At 64.7% G+C, this 16,659-nt stretch carries 18 protein-coding genes; 15 read left to right on the top strand and 3 right to left on the bottom strand.

Annotated features, from left to right (window positions below; all coding sequences use genetic code 11):
- The first annotated feature begins 181 nt into the window (after positions 1–181).
- Positions 182–1,138 carry a hypothetical protein gene (locus ACFOOR_RS01935; RefSeq protein WP_343163435.1) on the top strand — a complete coding sequence of 319 codons (957 nt, stop codon included), beginning with the start codon at positions 182–184 and terminating at the stop codon, positions 1,136–1,138.
- Here the strand turns inward: ACFOOR_RS01935 and ACFOOR_RS01930 are convergent.
- The gene (locus ACFOOR_RS01930) at positions 1,135–1,938 is read right to left on the bottom strand and encodes a DUF5694 domain-containing protein (protein WP_343163436.1); all 804 of its coding nucleotides are present in this window, start codon (positions 1,936–1,938) and stop codon (positions 1,135–1,137) included. The two genes, ACFOOR_RS01935 and ACFOOR_RS01930, sit on opposite strands and share 4 nt — an antisense overlap.
- 132 nt (positions 1,939–2,070) lie before the next feature.
- On the opposite strand from ACFOOR_RS01930, the gene ACFOOR_RS01925 reads away from it, so the two are divergent.
- The 10 genes from ACFOOR_RS01925 to ACFOOR_RS01880 all read left to right on the top strand — a co-directional run bounded on the left by ACFOOR_RS01925 (position 2,071) and on the right by ACFOOR_RS01880 (position 11,453).
- Positions 2,071–3,678 (top strand): carboxyl transferase domain-containing protein, encoded by a 1,608-nt coding sequence (locus ACFOOR_RS01925; protein ID WP_343163437.1) that lies wholly within the window; start codon positions 2,071–2,073, stop codon positions 3,676–3,678.
- 66 nt (positions 3,679–3,744) lie between these two features.
- Complete coding sequence (locus tag ACFOOR_RS01920) at positions 3,745–4,068, top strand: hypothetical protein (protein ID WP_343163438.1); 324 nt, start codon at positions 3,745–3,747, stop codon at positions 4,066–4,068.
- Between the two features lie 230 nt (positions 4,069–4,298).
- Positions 4,299–4,691 carry a hypothetical protein gene (locus tag ACFOOR_RS01915; protein ID WP_343163439.1) on the top strand — a complete coding sequence of 131 codons (393 nt, stop codon included), beginning with the start codon at positions 4,299–4,301 and terminating at the stop codon, positions 4,689–4,691.
- Between the two features lie 73 nt (positions 4,692–4,764).
- The gene (locus tag ACFOOR_RS01910) at positions 4,765–5,133 is read left to right on the top strand and encodes a VOC family protein (RefSeq protein ID WP_343163440.1); all 369 of its coding nucleotides are present in this window, start codon (positions 4,765–4,767) and stop codon (positions 5,131–5,133) included.
- 30 nt (positions 5,134–5,163) lie between these two features.
- Positions 5,164–5,967 carry an enoyl-CoA hydratase-related protein gene (locus ACFOOR_RS01905; protein WP_343163441.1) on the top strand — a complete coding sequence of 268 codons (804 nt, stop codon included), beginning with the start codon at positions 5,164–5,166 and terminating at the stop codon, positions 5,965–5,967.
- A gap of 70 nt (positions 5,968–6,037) precedes the next feature.
- Complete coding sequence (locus ACFOOR_RS01900) at positions 6,038–6,838, top strand: DUF817 domain-containing protein (RefSeq protein ID WP_343163442.1); 801 nt, start codon at positions 6,038–6,040, stop codon at positions 6,836–6,838.
- Positions 6,839–6,843: 5 nt separating this feature from the next.
- A complete protein-coding gene (locus tag ACFOOR_RS01895; protein WP_343163443.1) occupies positions 6,844–8,835 on the top strand; it encodes an acetyl/propionyl/methylcrotonyl-CoA carboxylase subunit alpha in 1,992 nt (663 codons plus the stop codon).
- 160 nt (positions 8,836–8,995) lie between these two features.
- A complete protein-coding gene (locus tag ACFOOR_RS01890; RefSeq protein WP_343163444.1) occupies positions 8,996–9,946 on the top strand; it encodes a hypothetical protein in 951 nt (316 codons plus the stop codon).
- 68 nt (positions 9,947–10,014) lie between these two features.
- Positions 10,015–10,812 carry a hypothetical protein gene (locus tag ACFOOR_RS01885; protein ID WP_343163445.1) on the top strand — a complete coding sequence of 266 codons (798 nt, stop codon included), beginning with the start codon at positions 10,015–10,017 and terminating at the stop codon, positions 10,810–10,812.
- A gap of 206 nt (positions 10,813–11,018) precedes the next feature.
- Positions 11,019–11,453, top strand: a complete 435-nt coding sequence (locus ACFOOR_RS01880) for a DUF1489 family protein (protein ID WP_343163446.1) — start codon at positions 11,019–11,021, stop codon at positions 11,451–11,453.
- Between the two features lie 92 nt (positions 11,454–11,545).
- Here the strand turns inward: ACFOOR_RS01880 and panC are convergent, their stop codons facing one another.
- Positions 11,546–12,412, bottom strand: a complete 867-nt coding sequence (gene panC, locus ACFOOR_RS01875; RefSeq protein ID WP_343163447.1) for a pantoate--beta-alanine ligase — start codon at positions 12,410–12,412, stop codon at positions 11,546–11,548.
- On the opposite strand from panC, the gene ACFOOR_RS01870 reads away from it, so the two are divergent.
- The 3 genes from ACFOOR_RS01870 (at position 12,411) to ACFOOR_RS01860 (ending at position 14,468) form a co-directional block, all read left to right on the top strand.
- A complete protein-coding gene (locus ACFOOR_RS01870) occupies positions 12,411–13,043 on the top strand; it encodes an SPOR domain-containing protein (protein WP_343163448.1) in 633 nt (210 codons plus the stop codon). The genes panC and ACFOOR_RS01870 overlap by 2 nt on opposite strands.
- Before the next feature lie 80 nt (positions 13,044–13,123).
- A complete protein-coding gene (locus tag ACFOOR_RS01865) occupies positions 13,124–14,008 on the top strand; it encodes a division plane positioning ATPase MipZ (RefSeq protein ID WP_343163449.1) in 885 nt (294 codons plus the stop codon).
- Positions 14,009–14,012: 4 nt separating this feature from the next.
- Complete coding sequence (locus ACFOOR_RS01860; RefSeq protein ID WP_343163450.1) at positions 14,013–14,468, top strand: DnaJ domain-containing protein; 456 nt, start codon at positions 14,013–14,015, stop codon at positions 14,466–14,468.
- Between the two features lie 7 nt (positions 14,469–14,475).
- Here ACFOOR_RS01860 and ACFOOR_RS01855 read toward each other — a convergent pair whose 3' ends face one another.
- On the bottom strand, positions 14,476–15,795 hold the full coding sequence (locus tag ACFOOR_RS01855) for a D-alanyl-D-alanine carboxypeptidase family protein (protein WP_343163451.1): 1,320 nt from the start codon (positions 15,793–15,795) through the stop codon (positions 14,476–14,478).
- Between the two features lie 154 nt (positions 15,796–15,949).
- Between ACFOOR_RS01855 and ACFOOR_RS01850 the strand changes: the two genes are divergently transcribed.
- The gene (locus ACFOOR_RS01850; protein WP_343163452.1) at positions 15,950–16,651 is read left to right on the top strand and encodes a phasin family protein; all 702 of its coding nucleotides are present in this window, start codon (positions 15,950–15,952) and stop codon (positions 16,649–16,651) included.
- Positions 16,652–16,659: the final 8 nt, after the last annotated feature.

Raw genomic sequence — 16,659 nt, 5'->3', positions numbered from 1 at the left:
TCCCCGCCGACACGGGGACAGGCATTGGGAACCTGAAGCTTGGTGCGGACTTCAGGTCCCCATTTTCATGGGGACCCTAGGCAATGGAGGGAGCGCTGCCACCGCGCCATTCTCACCAAAGCTTCAGTTGGCGCAAAGCCGGGCCGGTGCCAGTCTGCCCGAAACGACCGGGGAGAGTTTCATGCGCCTGTTTCTGACCGGACTGATGGCGTCTGCGGCGGCGGCCGCGTTTTCTGCAACGGCGGATGCAGCTGACTACGTCTTTGCCACGCCGGACGAGGCCTATGCCATCCTTTCCGCTGATGACGAGTTCACGCTGCGCCTGCAACCGATGGAGATCGGCCTGCGCCTCGCGGATAATGCGCAAACGTCGCGTGAAGCGCTGAACGCGCTCTATCGCGACTCGGTGCGGAACTTCACGGACGAGGAGCGCGCGCGGCTGGAGGCGCTGCTCGCCGAGGATGCCGCGCTGCTGGACAGCCTGTCGCCACTCCTGCCGGATGATGTCCTGTTCATCGCTACCAATGGCGGGCTCGATGGCGGATTTCCGCACACGCGCGGCAATGCGATCGTGTTCACGCCGGGTTGGCTGGCGGGCGGCGATGCCGGCTTCCGCCAGACCTTCTATCACGAGCTCTGGCACGTCTTGTCGCGTCACAACCGGGACCGCGCCGACGAGATTTTCGGGCTGATCGGTTTCGAGCCGTGCGAGGTGATCCTGCCCGAGAGCCTGTCGGAGCGCCGCCTGACCAATCCCGACGCGCCGTTCAATGCGCATTATGCGCCGCTGGAAATGGACCAGGCGGACGGCGTCGTGCCGGTCCTGTTCCTGCCGGAAGGCGGCTATGATCCCGCGCTTGAAGGCGGGTTCGGCGCGCATCTGGGCTTTGCGCTGATGGCGGTCGATGCCGTGGACGGGACGTGCCGGGCGGCCACGGACGCCGACGGCAATCCGATGCTGATCGCGCCGGGAAACCTGCCGCAATATCTCGACCTGATCGGGCGCAACACCGGCTACATCATCCACCCGGAAGAGACGCTGGCCGACAATTTCGTGCTGTGGGTCAATGGCGCCGAGGGCGTGCCGGACCCGGAGGTCGTGGAGCGGCTCGGCGCCTGGATCGAGGCGAACCGCTAGTCTTCGAGATAGTCGAGCGCATCCACCCATTCCATTTCGACCGCGTCCTGAATGAATTGATCGAACAGGAATTTGTGGCCCGACCCGTAGATCACGAGCACGCGTTCGCCTGGCTCGGCGATCCAGGAAATCTGCGCGAAAATCTGCAGATTGCGGCCCCACCAATTGGTCATTTCGCGCGCGCCGGCCGGGTCCTCGACACTGCCGAGCTGAGCCAGTGTCAAATAGATGTTGTGCAGTTCCAGAAAGTCCGGTGCGTTCGCCGCAATCAGGCGCTCTGTCACGCTGATTTCGGGCCGGTTCAGGCGCGCGTCCTCGGCCTCGATCGCGGCGCGGAGTTCGTCCATCCGGGCCATCAGGCGGTCCTGACCGTTTGCCTGTCCCGCCGCCATCATGGCGTCGAAGTCCATGCCGGACGAATAGTCGGCCGCGTAGAGCCGTTCATGGCCAAGGCGTGCAGCGAGCCGCATGCCGATCTGTTGACGCTCGTTGACGGTAAGAGTGTGTTCGCCGCGCCGGTAGGCGTCATATAGCGCATTGAACCGGTCTTCGGCCTCGGGATCGAGCTCGACCACAATGCGCGTCGGGTTGAATTCGGCGAGGCGTTCGACGACGGCCTCGATCTCGGCCTGGCGCGCCGGAGCGAGATAGTCGTCGACCTCCGGGTTCAAATAGTCCTGGCCGCCGCCGGTGAAGTGGAAGGTTCCGAGCACCATGACCTGTGCTGGTGGCTCGTCGTGCTGAGCGATTGCGGCGGAGGGGCTCAATAGAAGCGAAAGCGCGGCGAGTGTGAATTTCATGTCCAGTCTCCTTTGGGGTCTGCCCCAAAGGATGCCCGTTCGCGCCCGAATGGATGCAGCGCGTTGCCCGGACGGGCGTTTAGCGGCTAAGAGCGTGGGAGTATTCGACACCCACCCAAGAGTGATCCCCGCATGAGCCATCTGACCTCGCAGATCAATCCCGCTTCCGACGCCTTCAAGGCCAATCGCGACGCGATGGGAAAGCTGGTCGAGGAGTTGCGCGCCCGCACCGCCGAAGCAGCGATGGGCGGGCCGGAACGGGCGCGGGAAAAGCATGTCAGCCGGGGAAAGCTGTTGCCGCGCGAACGGGTCGAGCGCCTGCTCGATCCGGGTTCGCCCTTCCTCGAGATCGGCGCGCTGGCCGCGAACGGTATGTATGAGGGCGACATTCACGGCGCCGGCATGATTGCCGGCATCGGCCGGGTGTCGGGCCGCGAAGTGATGGTGGTGTGCAATGACGCCACGGTGAAGGGCGGCACCTATTATCCGATGACGGTGAAGAAGCATCTCCGCGCCCAGGAGATCGCGCGCGAGAACCGTCTGCCGTGCGTCTATCTGGTCGACAGCGGCGGGGCGAACCTGCCGCACCAGGCCGAGGTCTTCCCGGACCGCGAGCATTTCGGGCGCATCTTCTACAACCAGGCGCAGATGTCGTCCGCCGCCATCCCGCAGATCGCGGTGGTGATGGGCAGCTGCACCGCCGGCGGCGCCTATGTCCCGGCGATGTCGGACGAGACGATCATCGTGCGCCAGCAGGGCACGATCTTCCTCGGCGGACCGCCGCTGGTGAAGGCCGCAACCGGCGAAGTCATTTCCGCAGAGGACCTCGGGGGCGCAGATGTGCACGCCCGCAAGTCAGGCGTCGCGGACCACTATGCCGCCAATGACGACCACGCGCTGTTCCTGGCGCGCCGCAGCGTCGGCACGCTGAACACGCGCAAGCCGGAATGGCCGGATCTGGCCGAACCGGTCGCTCCTGCCTATTCGCCGGACGAGCTCAATGGCGTGGTGCCGACTGATCTGCGCACGCCCTACGATGTGCGCGAAGTGATCGCGCGGATCGTCGACGGTTCGGAATTCGACGAGTTCAAGAAACTCTATGGCGAGACGCTGGTGACGGGCTTTGCCCGCATCGAGGGCATGCCGGTCGGCATCATCGCCAACAACGGCATCCTGTTCTCGGAGAGCGCCCAGAAGGGCGCGCATTTCATCGAGCTTTGTGCGCAGCGGAAAATCCCGCTCGTCTTCCTGCAGAACATCACCGGCTTCATGGTCGGGTCGAAATACGAGGCTGGCGGCATCGCCAAGGACGGCGCCAAGCTGGTCACGGCCGTGTCCTGCTTCGCCGGACCGAAGGTCACGATCATCATCGGCGGGTCCTATGGCGCCGGCAATTACGGCATGTGCGGCCGGGCCTACTCTCCGCGCTTCCTTTTCATGTGGCCGAATGCCCGCATCTCGGTGATGGGCGGCGAGCAGGCGGCGAGCGTGCTCGCCACCGTCAAGCGCGACGGCATGGAAGCGCGCGGCGAAACGTGGTCAGCCGAGGACGAGGCGGCCTTCAAGGCGCCGATCCGCGAGACCTACGAGGCCGAGGGCTCGCCCTATTACTCGACGGCGCGGCTGTGGGATGACGGCATCATCGCCCCGGCGGATACGCGTACCGTGATCGCCCTGTCGCTGTCGGCGTCGCGCAATGCCGAATTCGGCGACACGAAATTCGGCGTTTTCCGGATGTAGAACAAAATCGTCCCTCAGCCGTTATGGTGAGGCGTTAACCTTGTTCCGGTGCCTGGGGAGGGCGGGATGATGGAAAGCTTCTTCAACGACGCGCTGGATTTCGCGCGGACGGGTTTTGCCGAGGTCAATGCGGTTCAGGGCCTGATCGTTGCGATCATCGCCGTGCTGTTCATGAGCCAGTGGAGCCGGTGGCTGGCGATCACCGCCGGGGCGGTCGTGGCGCATGTCGCGCTCGATATCCTCGCGCCGGTGTTCGCCGAAAGCGGGCCTTTCCGCCTGCCGCCGGTTCTGGAGGCCGGTTTCTGGCGCTATATCGGGTTGTTGCTGGTGGGATATTTCATTGTGATCGGCGTGCTGTTTCTTCTGAAGCGAACGCTGATCCGAAGCTGATGCCGTCCGGGAAGTCCGCGCGGAATCAACCGAATTTTGCGTCGGAGCTCAGGTTTGCAGCACTTTTGCAACAATCGCCCCTGCGCCAGCCGCAGGTAACGTCCTGAGCATGCGTGTTTTTCGCGTCACAGGAGAACACGCTTCACATCGGAAGCATTAACAAGAAGTTTTCGTTCCAAGCGCGTCTTGGGGTATGGTGGACGCAGCAGGCGAACTGAGGGGAAGACGCCATGGAAGATTTCATGAACACGCTTGAGGGCTGGTTTGCGCCGGTCTGGAACTGGTTCGAACCCGGACTGGTCACCTATGCCGGCAATGGGGAGGCGGTGTCGTGGATGCCGTTCCTCATCCAGCTCGGCGTGATTGCACTTGTGCTCGCCATTCTGATGCGCGGCGCCGGGGCGATCCTGATTTTCACGATCGTGGGCGTTGTGATCCACGTCGTGGTCGATCTCGTCATGCCGATGATCCGCGATGGCGCACAATTCGCCATGCCGCCGGTGATGGCCGAGGGCGGCGTCAACATGCTCTACATGCAGTATCTCGCGGCGCTGGCCGTGGGCTATCTGATCGCGATCATCATCTTCTCGATCATCAAGGGCATGATCTTCCGCGGCGACTGATGGTCAATTGCGGGACTGACATTTCGAGGGGCCGCCGGATCAACCGGCGGCCCTTTCGATTCGGGAGACCGACATGACGGAAGGCTTCAAGGTTCACCCGGTCTTGCCGGTTACGGACATGGCGCGTTCGCTCGCCTTCTGGAGCCGGCTGGGGTTTTCGGTGTCGTTTGCCGACGCGAAGCCGGCGGAGCGGGCACAGTATGCGGGCGTGGTGCGCGGCGATCTCGAACTGCACCTGCAGACCTTCACGCCCGGCCAGATCAAGACCACACAGACGATGGCGCTGCGGATTGAAACCGATGCGGTCGAGACGCTTTATCAGGACTGGAACGCTCTGGGCGTGATCACAGCGCCGCTGGAAGCCAAGCCCTGGGGCAATTACGAATTCGGCCTGCGCGATCCCGATGGAACGCCGTTTTTCTTTTACCGGGAGACGGGCTAGACACGACCGACAACACGAAAGGCTCTCTCCATGACCGACGCTGACACCAATCCCGTCCTGTTTCAGGTCACGCGCGGCCAGACAGCGGTCATCACGCTGAACCGACCCGAAAGGCACAATGCCTTCAATGCCGAGGTCATTTCCGGCCTGACCGAGATTTTCGACCTGCTGGCGAAGAACACCGATGAGGTGCGGTTCGTGATCCTGCGCGGGGCCGGCAAGAGCTTCTCCGCCGGGGGCGATCTCGAATGGATGAAGGACCAGAGCTACAACACGCTCGACGCCAACCGCGAGGATGCACAGGCGCTCGCCGACATGCTCTACAAACTCTACGCGCTGCCGCAGCTGACGGTCGCGCTGGTGCAGGGCGCGGCGATGGGCGGCGGGGCCGGCCTGGTCGCCGCCTGCGACGTCGCCGTCGCGGTGAAGGACACGAAGTTCAAATTCTCGGAAGTGAAGCTGGGCCTGACTCCGGCGACGATTTCGCCCTTCGTGATCCGCGCCATCGGGCCACGCTGGGCCCGGGCGCTGTTCGCGAGCGGCGAGGGTTTCGATGCGCAATTCGCGCACCAGATCGGTCTTGTCCAGTACGTGATCGGTTCGGCCGACGAATTCGCCGGCATGGAAGAACATCTGGCGTCGCTGGCCTTTGCCGCCGCGCCGGGCGCGGTCGAGGCTGCCAAGACGCTGGTGGATGACGTCGCCGGTGAGGAGATCAATCACGGGCTGATGAAGACGCTGGCCCACCGGATCGCCGACCGCCGCGCCAGCGACGAAGGCAAGGAGGGCCTGACCGCCTTCCTCGAAAAGCGCAAGCCGAGCTGGGCGGAGTAAGCGTCTGAGCCTGTTTCGCGACCCGCGCGCCTGGCTGCATGCGCGTCACGACGCTTGGCGTGCGGCCTTCGTGCGCGGGCCGGTGACGCAATTCGCGTTCGAATTCGTCAGCTTCGGGGTGAAGCAGGCCTGGGCCTGCCTGTTCGGCGGGTTGATGCTGGCCCTCTTGATGGGCACCTTCCTGTTCTACCCCGAGGATGCGCCGCTGGGGCGCTACGACTTCCTGACGCTGTCGGCACTGGCGATCCAGATCGGCATGCTGGCGACGAAGCTGGAGAGCTGGGAGGAGGCGCGGGTCATCCTCGTCTTCCACGTCGTCGGCACGGCGATGGAAATCTTCAAGACCCATGCGGGGTCGTGGATCTATCCGGAGGAGGCCTTCCTGCGGATCGGCGGCGTGCCGCTCTTCTCCGGCTTCATGTATGCCGCCGTCGGCAGCTATATCGCGCGGGTCTGGCGGATTTTCGACTTCCGCTTCGACCGCTTTCCGCCGCTCTGGCTGCAAGGCCTGCTCGCCGCGGCGGTCTATATCAACTTCTTCACCCACCACTACACGGTCGACATACGCTGGGGGCTTTATGCCGCGACGCTGGCGATCTACGGGCCGTGCGTGATCTGGTTCCGCCCCGACCTGAAGCACCGCTTCATGCCGCTGGTCGTGGGCCTGTTGCTGGTCGCGCTGTTCATCTGGTTTGCCGAGAATATCGGGACGTTCGCGCGGGCCTGGGCCTATCCGAACCAGAATGGGGAAACATGGCAGCCGGTGTCTTTGCACAAGCTCGGTTCGTGGTATCTCCTGATGATCATTTCCTTCGTGCTGGTGGCCGTTGTCCACAAGGCGAAGGGCTTGGAAAAGCCGGACGAAAGCTGAGCGCCATGTTCAAGAAAATCCTGATTGCCAACCGGGGCGAGATTGCCTGCCGCGTGATGCGCACCGCCCGGGACATGGGCATCCGGACGGTGGCGGTCTGTTCCGAGGCTGACGCGAAGGCGCCGCATGTGAAGATGGCGGATGAGGCGGTTCTGATCGGTCCGGCGCCCTCGTCCGAGAGCTATCTGAAGGGCGACAAGATCCTCGATGTCGCCAGGCAGACCGGCGCGGAGGCCATCCATCCGGGCTATGGCTTCCTGTCGGAGAATGCCGGTTTCGCCGAGGCTTGCGCCAAGGCCGGGATCGTCTTCATCGGGCCGTCGCCGGACGCGATCCGGGCGATGGGTCTGAAGGACCGGGCCAAGGCGCTGATGGAGAAGGCGGGCGTACCCGTCACCCCCGGCTATCACGGCGAGGACCAGGACCCGGAGCATCTGAAGGCGGAAGCGAACCGGATCGGCTATCCGGTGCTGATCAAGGCGGTCGCCGGCGGCGGCGGCAAGGGGATGCGCAAGGTCGACGCGGAGAAGGACTTCCTGTCGGCGCTGGAAAGCTGCCAGCGCGAAGCGTTGAAGAGCTTTGGCGATGACAATGTCCTGATCGAGAAATTCATCACCAGCCCGCGCCATATCGAGGTGCAGGTGTTCGGCGACAGCCACGGCAATGTCATCCACCTGTTCGAACGCGACTGCTCGCTGCAGCGCCGCCACCAGAAAGTGATCGAGGAAGCGCCTGCGCCCGGCATGACGGACGCGGTGCGCGCGGCGATGACGAAGGCTGCAGTCGATGCGGCGAAGGCGGTGAACTATTCCGGCGCGGGGACGGTGGAATTCATCGTCGATGGGTCCGGCGCGCTGAAGCCCGACGGCTTCTTCTTCATGGAGATGAATACGCGGCTTCAGGTCGAGCATCCGGTGACCGAAATGGTGACGGGGCTCGACCTCGTGAAGCTGCAGCTGGAAGTCGCCGCGGGCGGCAAGGTGCCGTCGCAGGACGCCGTCACGCTGACGGGTCACGCCATCGAGGCGCGGCTCTATGCCGAAGACCCTCAGAGCGGGTTTCTGCCGTCGACGGGACCGCTGACCCATCTGCGCCTGCCGTATAACGGCAAGGGCGTTCGGGTGGATACCGGTGTCGAGGAAGGCGGAGAAGTCTCGCTGCACTATGATCCGATGATCGCCAAGGTGATCGGCTATGGGGCGACCCGGGAAAAGGCCATCGATGCGCTGGCCGACGCCATCGAGGGCGGTGTCGCGGCCTGGCCGGTTCGCGCCAATGGGGGCTTTTTGCGCCGGGCCCTGCTGCATCCGGGCTTCGTTTCGGGAGACGTTTCGACCCATTTCATCGAGCAGAATCTCGAAGCGCTGGTCCCGGCCGGGGCGCGCCCGGAAGCCGTCGCGGCCGCGGCGCTGACAGTGCTGGCCGGCAAGGGGAGTGACCCCTGGAGCTCGCGCAGCGGCTGGCGCATGAATGCGGTTCCGCGCCGCCGCGCCGCCTTCGAGCTGGACGGTGAGCGCCTGGAAACCGGACTCCTGTCGGATGGCGACGTCACGACGGTCGCCTCGCCATGGGGTGACGCGATGCTGAGCCGGGCGCGGACCTCCGATCTCGGCGATTCCGTGAAGGTGAGCTGGTCGGCGGGTCATGAAACACATGGTGCCGAAGTGATCCGGCGCGCCGAAGGTCTGGTGGTTCTGTTCGGCGGCGAAGGCCGCCTGTTTGCCTGGCCGCGCCCCGATGCGCTCGCCGATGCGCTGGAAGCGGGCAATCTCGTGAAGGCGCCGATGCCGGGCAAGGTGCTGGCCGTGCATGTGAAACCGGGGCAGGCGGTGTCGAAGGGCGATCCGATGGTCGTGCTCGAAGCGATGAAGATGGAACACGCCCTGACCGCGCCGCGCGACGGCGTGGTCGACACCGTCACCGCCAGCGCCGGCGCGCAGGTCGGTGAGGGCGATGCCCTGATCACGCTGGCGGCTGAGGAAGACGCGGCGGCTTGATCCACCGTCGACATGGGGTTCCCATGAAAATGGGAACCTGAATTCGGACTCCCGCTTTCGCGGGAGCCCCGGTTCAATGGATTGATTTTGACGGGACGACGCTGAACGCGTCACTTGGCCCGATTCCTGCTCGCGTCAGACGCGAACCAGGGAGTTGGCCATGAACGGGACAGGCGAAACCCATACCAAAGTCGTGACCGAATGGAGCCCCGAGGCGAAGGCGGATTTCCGTCAGCGCGTTACGGTGGGACGTCACAATCTGCATGAACGTCCGGAATTTTCCGATGCAGCGCTGGCGCGCCTGATCGACCGGCATCCGCGTGAGCTGACTGACTTTTGCACAATGGGCGAACTTGCCGACGGCAAGGACAGCTGGCGTGCGGGCGATCCGGGCGACTTTGGCGGCGAGGAGCTGCTGGAGGCCGTGCGCCGCGGCAAGCTGTGGATCAATCTCCGCCGCGCGATGACCGACGACCCGGAACTCAACCCGCTCTTCGAGGGCATGATTTCCGACCTGCAGCGTCTCAAACCGGGATACCGGCCGCTGAATTTCGAGAGCGGCATCCTGATCTCTTCGCCCACGGCGCAGGTCTTCCTGCATTCCGACGTGTCGGAAACCGTGTTGTGGCACGTGCGCGGCAAGAAGCGGATCCGGATCTATCCGGCCACTGAACCTTATGTTTCCGACGCGCACATGGAAGCCATCCTGCACCATGAACAGACCGAGGATCTGCCCTTCGATCCGCGCTGGGACGCGGACTGCGAGGCGGTCGATCTGGAACCGGGCATGTTCACCTCCTGGCCGCTGCACGGCCCGCACCGGGTGCAGAATCTCGATGGCCTGAACGTGTCGGTGACGATGGAAGTCGTGACCACGGATTCGCTCGTCAAGAACAACGTCCTCTATGCGAATGGCGTGATGCGCCGGAAGTTCGGCTGGACTCCGAAGTCGGCGAAGACGACCGGGCCGGGCGCGCTGATGAAGCTCGGCCTGTCGAAACTCGCCAAGACGATGTGGAAAGAGGACAAGCCGATGCCGAAGAGCGAACGCACCTTCGACATCGATCCGGACGCGCCGACCGGCTTCCGCGAGCGCCGCAAGGCAGGTTGAACGCGGTAGACAGGCCGGACGCGGCTTCGTATCTCTCCGGCCACGCGGGGGCGTGACGGAGAGACATGATGCGTTCGATTATGCTTGCCGCGAGCCTCGCGCTTGCCCCGGTCATTCCCGCCTTTGCCGATAGCCCGGAAGTTCCGAATGACTGGCCGCCCCTGGTGCGCCAGGCCCTGACGGCCGCGCACGACGGTGGTGAGGACGATGTCTGGCGCTTCACGCTGCGCGCCGACTATGGCGATGCGGGTGAATTCACGGCGCGCTTCGACTCGACCCTGCCGGAAGGCGAACAGTGGACGCTGATCAGCCCGGCCTCGGCCTCGGCGATGAGCGCAGAGCTGCGCGATCAGTGGAACGACCTTTCGACGCCGGATGAGGACGAGGCGGAGGCGCCTGCCGAGGGCGAGGACGCCGAAGAGGAGACCGGGCAGTCCTTCGGCATCGGCGGTGACGGCAGCGGGCTGTTCTTCAGTGCCGATACGGCAGACCTGATTTCCGGCGAGGTGCGCGAACTGCGCCGCTCCGGGGGGCGGGCCGTTTTCGCCTTCGCGCCGAACATGAGTGACGGCGAGGATGATGCCGAGGCCGACGCCTTCGGCGAGCATCTGAGCGGGGAACTGACCGTGTCCGAAGGCGATGCCTTCGTGGAACGGATCCGAATCTACGCACCGGCCAGCTTCAAACCGCATCCGATCGCGCGCGTGCATGCGTTCGAGATGGTGATGGACTTCGCCCGCGAGGACGGCCTGCCCGGACCGATCGTGCGGAATTTCTCCACGCAGATCGACATCAGCGCCATGTTCCAGCGCCAGAGCCAGGATATTAGCTTCACCTTCTCGGACGTGGAATACGAGGCTCGCTAGGGGGCTATCCTCCACCGTCCTCCTTGAGGGGAGGGCCGGGAGGCTGCGCGTCAGCCAGCCGACCGGGGTGGGGGTGTCTTGCGGGAAAACTCACCCCACCCCGCTCCCGTCTTCCTGACGGAAACCGCTCGCGTCCCTCCCCTTCGAGGGGAGGGAATGAACTTTGTGACTTTGACCTTCCGGCGATTCCGCCCTAGCTCGACGTCATGCCGCTGCATCTGATCAAGCTTTGCGTCGGGGTCGACACGGTCGAGGAGCTGGAACGCTTCCGCGACATGCGCGTCGCCGAACGTGCCGCGCGCGGCGAGCCCGAAGTGTCGCGTCACGTCACCCGCATGGCGCCGAAGCGTGCCGAGGAAGTGCTCGACGGCGGCAGCCTCTACTGGGTGATCAAGCGGGTGATCCAGTGCCGCCAGCGCATCATCGGGCTCGACGAGGTGATCGATGCCGAGGGGACCAAGCGCTGCGCCATCGTGATGGATCCGGAAATCGTCCGGACCAATCCCTCGCCGAAGCGGCCCTTCCAGGGCTGGCGCTATCTGACCGACAGCGACGCGCCGGCCGACCTGACCGAAGCGACGGGCGGGGCGGACCTGCCCGACGAATTGCGGCGCAAGCTGATCGAGATCGGGGCGTGGTAGCTTGAATTTTGGGGTCCCCATGAAAATGGGGACCTGAAGTCAGCACCCGGTTTCGGATTCCCGCTTTCGCGGGAACCCCGTGTATTCACCTGCTAGGCCGGATTCGCCGCGACATTGTCGATGAGCCGCGTGGTGCCGAGCTTCACGGCCGCCAGCAAGCGGGCCGGGCGATCGAGCACCGGACCGGGCAGGGGGGCGAGGGTTTTCGCGCAGCGGACCTCGACATAATCGACCATGTCGAAGGCGCTCTCCGCGACCATGCGGGCGGTCTTCAGCGTGGCGGCGATCAACTCACCCTTTTCGAGCGCCTCGGCGCAGGCGAAGAGCAGGGCGTTGAGGCGCACCGCGCGCACGCGATCTTCCACAGACAGGTAGACATTGCGCGAGGACATGGCGAGGCCGTCGGCCTCGCGCATCACGGGACCGGGGATGATCTCGACACCGAGGTCGAGGTCGGCAGCGAGCCGCTTCACCACGAGCAATTGCTGATAGTCCTTCTCGCCGAACACGGCGATGTCAGGCCGGACCTGGGTGAAGAGTTTCGTCACCACGGTGGCGACACCGTCGAAGAAGTGCGACCGGAAATCGGTTTCGAGTCCTTCAGACGGGCCGCCGACATGAATGGTGGACGCGAAGCCGTCCGGGTACATTTCCGGACCGTTCGGTGCGTAGAGCAGGTCGCAGCCGGCCTCCGCCAGCTTCCGCGCATCGTCCGGCAGGGTCCGGGGATAGGCCCCGAAATCCTCACCCGGTGCGAACTGTTTCGGGTTCACGAAGACGCTGGCGACGGTTTTCGTGGCGCGGGTTTTCGCGATATCGATCAGCGAGACATGTCCGGCGTGCAGCGCGCCCATCGTCGGGACAAACCCCACAGTCTCGCCGGCCGCTTTCCAGCCGGAGACGATGGCGCGCAAATCGGCGACGGTGTGGGCGGTCGGGATCGGGAAGTCCTGGTTCATGGCCCGCCGTCTAGGCCGGACCAACGGGCGAGGCAAGCGCGCCGACTCGCGTTACAGGAGACACATGCATCGCTTCTTGATGATTCCTCTCGGTCTGCTGATGACCGCCTGTGCGACGACGGGCGCGCCGAATGTGCCGCCTGCCGGCTCCATGGTCGCGGATCACCCCGACGCCCGGCTGGCCGCGGCGCTCGCCGCCGAACTGGAGGCGCGGGCCGCCCATCCTTCGCAGGTCGCCCCGATCCGGCCCGAGATGGAGGCACTCGCCGCCGCGATCTGGGGGCAGCCGAGCCGCGAAGCTCCGCCATCCGGGACCGAGGAATCCGAGACAATTCCGCCCGGCCAGAGCCTGCTTCATGGCGTGCACATCGCCAGCTACCGCACGATGGATCACGTCGTTCAGGGCTGGGACACGATGCGGGCCATGTTGCCGGATGTGCTGGGCCCGCTGGAGGCGCGTGTCGAGGCGGCTGATCTCGGCGACCGGGGCGTCTATCTTCGGCTGAAGGCGGGGCCGTTTGCGACCCGGGCGGAGGCGCTTTCGGCCTGCGCCGAATTGAGCCAGAGCGCCATCTACTGCCAGGCGATGGCGTTTACCGGCGACCCGCTGGACGCGGACTCTGAAAATTAATCTCTGCGCCATCAGCTTTAACGCATTCGCGAATACCCTATCTTCCGCTGCGCCACCCGGCGTAGTGCCCGGAACCCATGATGAACGAAACGGCGAAACCCTTTGCGAGCGGTCTGAAACTGCCCGGACGCGGTGCGGGACAGCCGGCGCATATCATTGTGGTCGGCAATGAAAAGGGCGGTGCGGGCAAGTCGACCGTGGCCATGCATCTCGTCGTCGCCCTGATGCGGATGGGGCGGGTGGTCGGCGCGATCGATCTCGATGTCCGTCAACGCAGCTTCTCGCGCTATCTGGCCAACCGGAAACGCTGGTGCGAGACCTATCAGGCCGACCTGCCGTCACCCGTGGAAGAGATCATCGAACCGAGCGTGGAGCGCCATCTCGACCGCGCCGAGGCGGAAGAGGGCGAACGTTTCCGTGAGGCGATCACGCGGCTGAAGGGGCAGTGTGATTTCATCGTCATCGATGCGCCGGGCAGCGACACGCACTATTCCAGGCTCGCTCACGCTGCAGCCGACACGATCATCACGCCGGTCAATGACAGCTTTATCGACTTTGATCTCCTCGCCGAGATCGACCCCGATACCTTCCAGGTCGGACGGCCCAGCCTCTACGCCGAAATGGTCTGGGAGTGCCGCAAGAAGCGGGCGCAGCGTGAAAAGAAGTCGATCGACTGGGTGGTGATGCGCAACCGCGTCTCGATGCTGGACGCCCGCAACAAAAGGCGTGTGGGCGAGGGGCTGAAAAAGCTGTCGGAGCGGATCGGCTTCCGCCTGGCCCCCGGGTTTGCCGAGCGCGTGATCTACCGCGAACTCTTCCCGCTCGGGCTCACCCTGCTCGACCTGACCGAGGACGGGTCGACCGTGCCGTTCACGATGAGCCATGTCGCCGCGCGGCAGGAGCTTCGCGACCTGCTGATCATGCTGAAGCTGCCGAGCCTCGCCGGCGAACGCATTCCGTTCTGACGCGATGCCGTTTCTCCTCGCCGGCCTCCTTCTTCTTGTGCTCGCCTATTTCGGGCTGAAGGCGTTCGCCCGCATGAGGCCGAACGAAGCGAAAAAATGGAGCCGGGCCGTGCTCGGCGCCGGAGCCATCGCAGTGGGCGGCGTGATGACGCTTCGCGGGCTGGCGGTGCTCGGCATTCCGGTGATCGGCTTCGGCATGGGATTGATCGGCGTCGCCTTCGGGCTTCGCCCGAAACCCGGCGGCAATCGGGGTGAACCCGGTGGCAATGCACCGACCTCATCCGGGGCCATGACCCGGCGCGAGGCGCTGGAAATCCTCGGTCTTGAAGACGGGGCGGGGGAGGAGGACATCCGGGCCGCCTATCGCGCGCAGATGAAGCGGAACCACCCGGATATGGGCGGATCGCCGGCACTGGCGCGCCGCATCCAGGAAGCCCGGGATATTCTCCTGAGATCGTGAAACCGGCCTAGGCGCCGGGGGCGACAGCGAAGCAGGCTTCCCCTCGCTCGGCGAGGAGGCGGCAGACTGCGCGCGCAGTGTCCGCCGTTACCCCTTCGAACCGCGCGCGGAACAGGCGGCGGCCATTGGTGTCGACGGACGGTGTGGCGAGCGCGGCCGAAGACAGGTCCGACGCCAGCGTGCGAACGGTTTCCAGCCGGGCAAGGGCGGCGGCTTCGCCGGCATAGGCCCCGACCTGGATCGCCCACTGGCCGGACGGGGCGTCCGCCGCTGTGGTGCGGACCGTCGCGGGCAAGGCAGCCGGTTCGGACTGCCGCACAGCCGGTGTTACCGGTTCACGGGCCGGGGCCGGACTGTCATCGAGCACGACACGAAGCGCCGGCATGTTGTCGGCATCGCCCTGGGCGACCGGACCACGCAGGTCGAGCTGGGCGATCTCCACGGCGATCTGATCCTGCATGCGGATCGGGTTCATGCGCGGGGCGATGTCGTTTGCGGCCATCAGGATCTGTTCACGACGCTCGAACGAGCGAAAGGCCGCGTTGACGAGTTCCTCGGCGTGATTGTCCCGGGAGGCTGCAGACGGGCCGCCCATCACGACCGTCACGATGCGGTGACCGCCGCGTTCGGCGGTCACGGCGATGTTGAACCCCGATGCGCGGATATAGCCGGTCTTCATGCCATCGACGCCGTTGACGCGTCCGACGAGATTGTTGTGGCTGCGCCAGGTCCGGCCGTCATGCACGAAACTGCGCTCGCGAAAATAGTGGAAATATTGCGGGAAATCGCGATGCAGCGCGATGGCGAGCCGGGCCATGTCGCGGGCCGTCGTCATCTGGCGGCTGTTGGGCAGGCCCGAGGCATTGCGGAATGTGGTTCGCGTCAGACCAAGTTCGCGGGCGCGCGACGTCATGCGCGTGGCGAAGGCGGTCTCGGTGCCCGCCAGGTGCTCGCCGACAACGACGGCAATGTCGTTGGCGCTGCGGATGATCAGGGCCCGGATGGCAGTTTCCACCGTGACGGTGTCACCGCTTTCGACGCCCAGCACGGAAGGTGACTGGCCGGCGGCATGCCGTGATACGGTCATCGGCGTGGACAGCGTGACCTCCCCGCGTTCGAGCGCCTCGAACAGCATGTAGAGCGTCATCATCTTGGTCAGCGATGCGGGATAGCGCGCGTCATCGGCGCGGCGGGCGTGCAGGACTTCGCCCGTGGTCTCATCAACGACAAATGCAGCGTAGCGGGGATTGTCGGCCGCCGCGGAACCCGCGTGCCCGACCGTGAAGAGGGTGGCCAAGACCACCAGAAAGACCCGCAATCCGCCCATGGTGCGGCATTCCAGCGTGCGGGTATTACCGGGGGCTTAATTTAACGTTTGTGATGATTTTGTGCAGTGCAACATTTCTGTTGACGCGAGTGCGAAGAATCCCTATCTGTTTGCTGCAACCGCGAAGAGCGGATTCGAAGAGACAATTGGAACCATGACCGAGAACGCTGCGAAAACCGAACCGCAAATCGCTGTCGAGGCCGCGACCGAAACCGTGAAGACCACGGCTGACGCTGCGACCGAAACCGCCAAGACGACCGTCACCAAGACGGCTGCGGCCCCGAAAAAGGCAGCCAAGACGGTTGAAGCAAAGCCGGCCCGCGCTGATCGCGCCAAGGCCGTCCCGACCAAGAAGCCGGCTCGCCTCAAGGCTGCCGCGAAACCCAAAGCGACCTCCCCGCGCAAAGGACTGAAGAAAATGGCTACCTCTACCAAGACTGCCCGCGACACCGTCGAAACCATGACCGCCGCCGGCAATGAAGCTTTCAAGGAAGGTTTCGAGAAGACGATCAAGTCGTTCAACGAAGCCGGTTCCTTCCACAAGGAAAACCTCGACGCCGTGATCGCGTCGGCCACCGCCGCCGGCAAGGGCGCGGAAAAGCTGAACGCCGACACGATCGCGTTCGCGAAGAAGTCGATGGAAGACACCGTCGCCGCCTCGAAGGCGCTGACCTCGGCGAAGTCGGTGCAGGAAATGGTCGAAGTTCACACGAACTTCGTGAAGTCCTCGATGGACGCCTACCTGGCTCAGATCAACACCGTCACGGACCTCTATGCCGGTACCGTGAAGGACTCGATGGCGCCGCTGAACGCCCGCGTTTCGGCCGCCGTCGAAATGGTTCAGTCGCAGCGCTAAACGCGCCG

Source organism: Hyphobacterium vulgare, from assembly GCF_042643335.1.
Taxonomy (GTDB): Bacteria; Pseudomonadota; Alphaproteobacteria; order Caulobacterales; family Maricaulaceae; genus Hyphobacterium; species Hyphobacterium vulgare.
The sequence above is the reverse complement of the archived record's forward strand: the minus strand, read 5'-3'. Positions and strand labels throughout refer to the sequence as shown.

Excerpts from the sequence above, each read along its gene's own strand:
- ACFOOR_RS01915 (WP_343163439.1), top strand. The coding sequence starts at position 4,299 with ATGGAAGATTTCATGAACACGCTTGAGGGCTGGTTTGCGCCGGTCTGG.
- ACFOOR_RS01865 (WP_343163449.1), top strand. The coding sequence starts at position 13,124 with ATGAACGAAACGGCGAAACCCTTTGCGAGCGGTCTGAAACTGCCCGGA.
- ACFOOR_RS01920 (WP_343163438.1), top strand. The coding sequence starts at position 3,745 with ATGATGGAAAGCTTCTTCAACGACGCGCTGGATTTCGCGCGGACGGGT.
- ACFOOR_RS01935 (WP_343163435.1), top strand. The coding sequence starts at position 182 with ATGCGCCTGTTTCTGACCGGACTGATGGCGTCTGCGGCGGCGGCCGCG.
- ACFOOR_RS01885 (WP_343163445.1), top strand. The coding sequence starts at position 10,015 with ATGCGTTCGATTATGCTTGCCGCGAGCCTCGCGCTTGCCCCGGTCATT.
- ACFOOR_RS01925 (WP_343163437.1), top strand. The coding sequence starts at position 2,071 with ATGAGCCATCTGACCTCGCAGATCAATCCCGCTTCCGACGCCTTCAAG.
- ACFOOR_RS01880 (WP_343163446.1), top strand. The coding sequence starts at position 11,019 with ATGCCGCTGCATCTGATCAAGCTTTGCGTCGGGGTCGACACGGTCGAG.
- ACFOOR_RS01850 (WP_343163452.1), top strand. The coding sequence starts at position 15,950 with ATGACCGAGAACGCTGCGAAAACCGAACCGCAAATCGCTGTCGAGGCC.
- ACFOOR_RS01890 (WP_343163444.1), top strand. The coding sequence starts at position 8,996 with ATGAACGGGACAGGCGAAACCCATACCAAAGTCGTGACCGAATGGAGC.
- ACFOOR_RS01895 (WP_343163443.1), top strand. The coding sequence starts at position 6,844 with ATGTTCAAGAAAATCCTGATTGCCAACCGGGGCGAGATTGCCTGCCGC.
- ACFOOR_RS01860 (WP_343163450.1), top strand. The coding sequence starts at position 14,013 with ATGCCGTTTCTCCTCGCCGGCCTCCTTCTTCTTGTGCTCGCCTATTTC.
- ACFOOR_RS01930 (WP_343163436.1), bottom strand. The coding sequence starts at position 1,938 with ATGAAATTCACACTCGCCGCGCTTTCGCTTCTATTGAGCCCCTCCGCC.
- ACFOOR_RS01910 (WP_343163440.1), top strand. The coding sequence starts at position 4,765 with ATGACGGAAGGCTTCAAGGTTCACCCGGTCTTGCCGGTTACGGACATG.
- ACFOOR_RS01905 (WP_343163441.1), top strand. The coding sequence starts at position 5,164 with ATGACCGACGCTGACACCAATCCCGTCCTGTTTCAGGTCACGCGCGGC.
- ACFOOR_RS01855 (WP_343163451.1), bottom strand. The coding sequence starts at position 15,795 with ATGGGCGGATTGCGGGTCTTTCTGGTGGTCTTGGCCACCCTCTTCACG.
- ACFOOR_RS01870 (WP_343163448.1), top strand. The coding sequence starts at position 12,411 with ATGGCCCGCCGTCTAGGCCGGACCAACGGGCGAGGCAAGCGCGCCGAC.
- panC (WP_343163447.1), bottom strand. The coding sequence starts at position 12,412 with ATGAACCAGGACTTCCCGATCCCGACCGCCCACACCGTCGCCGATTTG.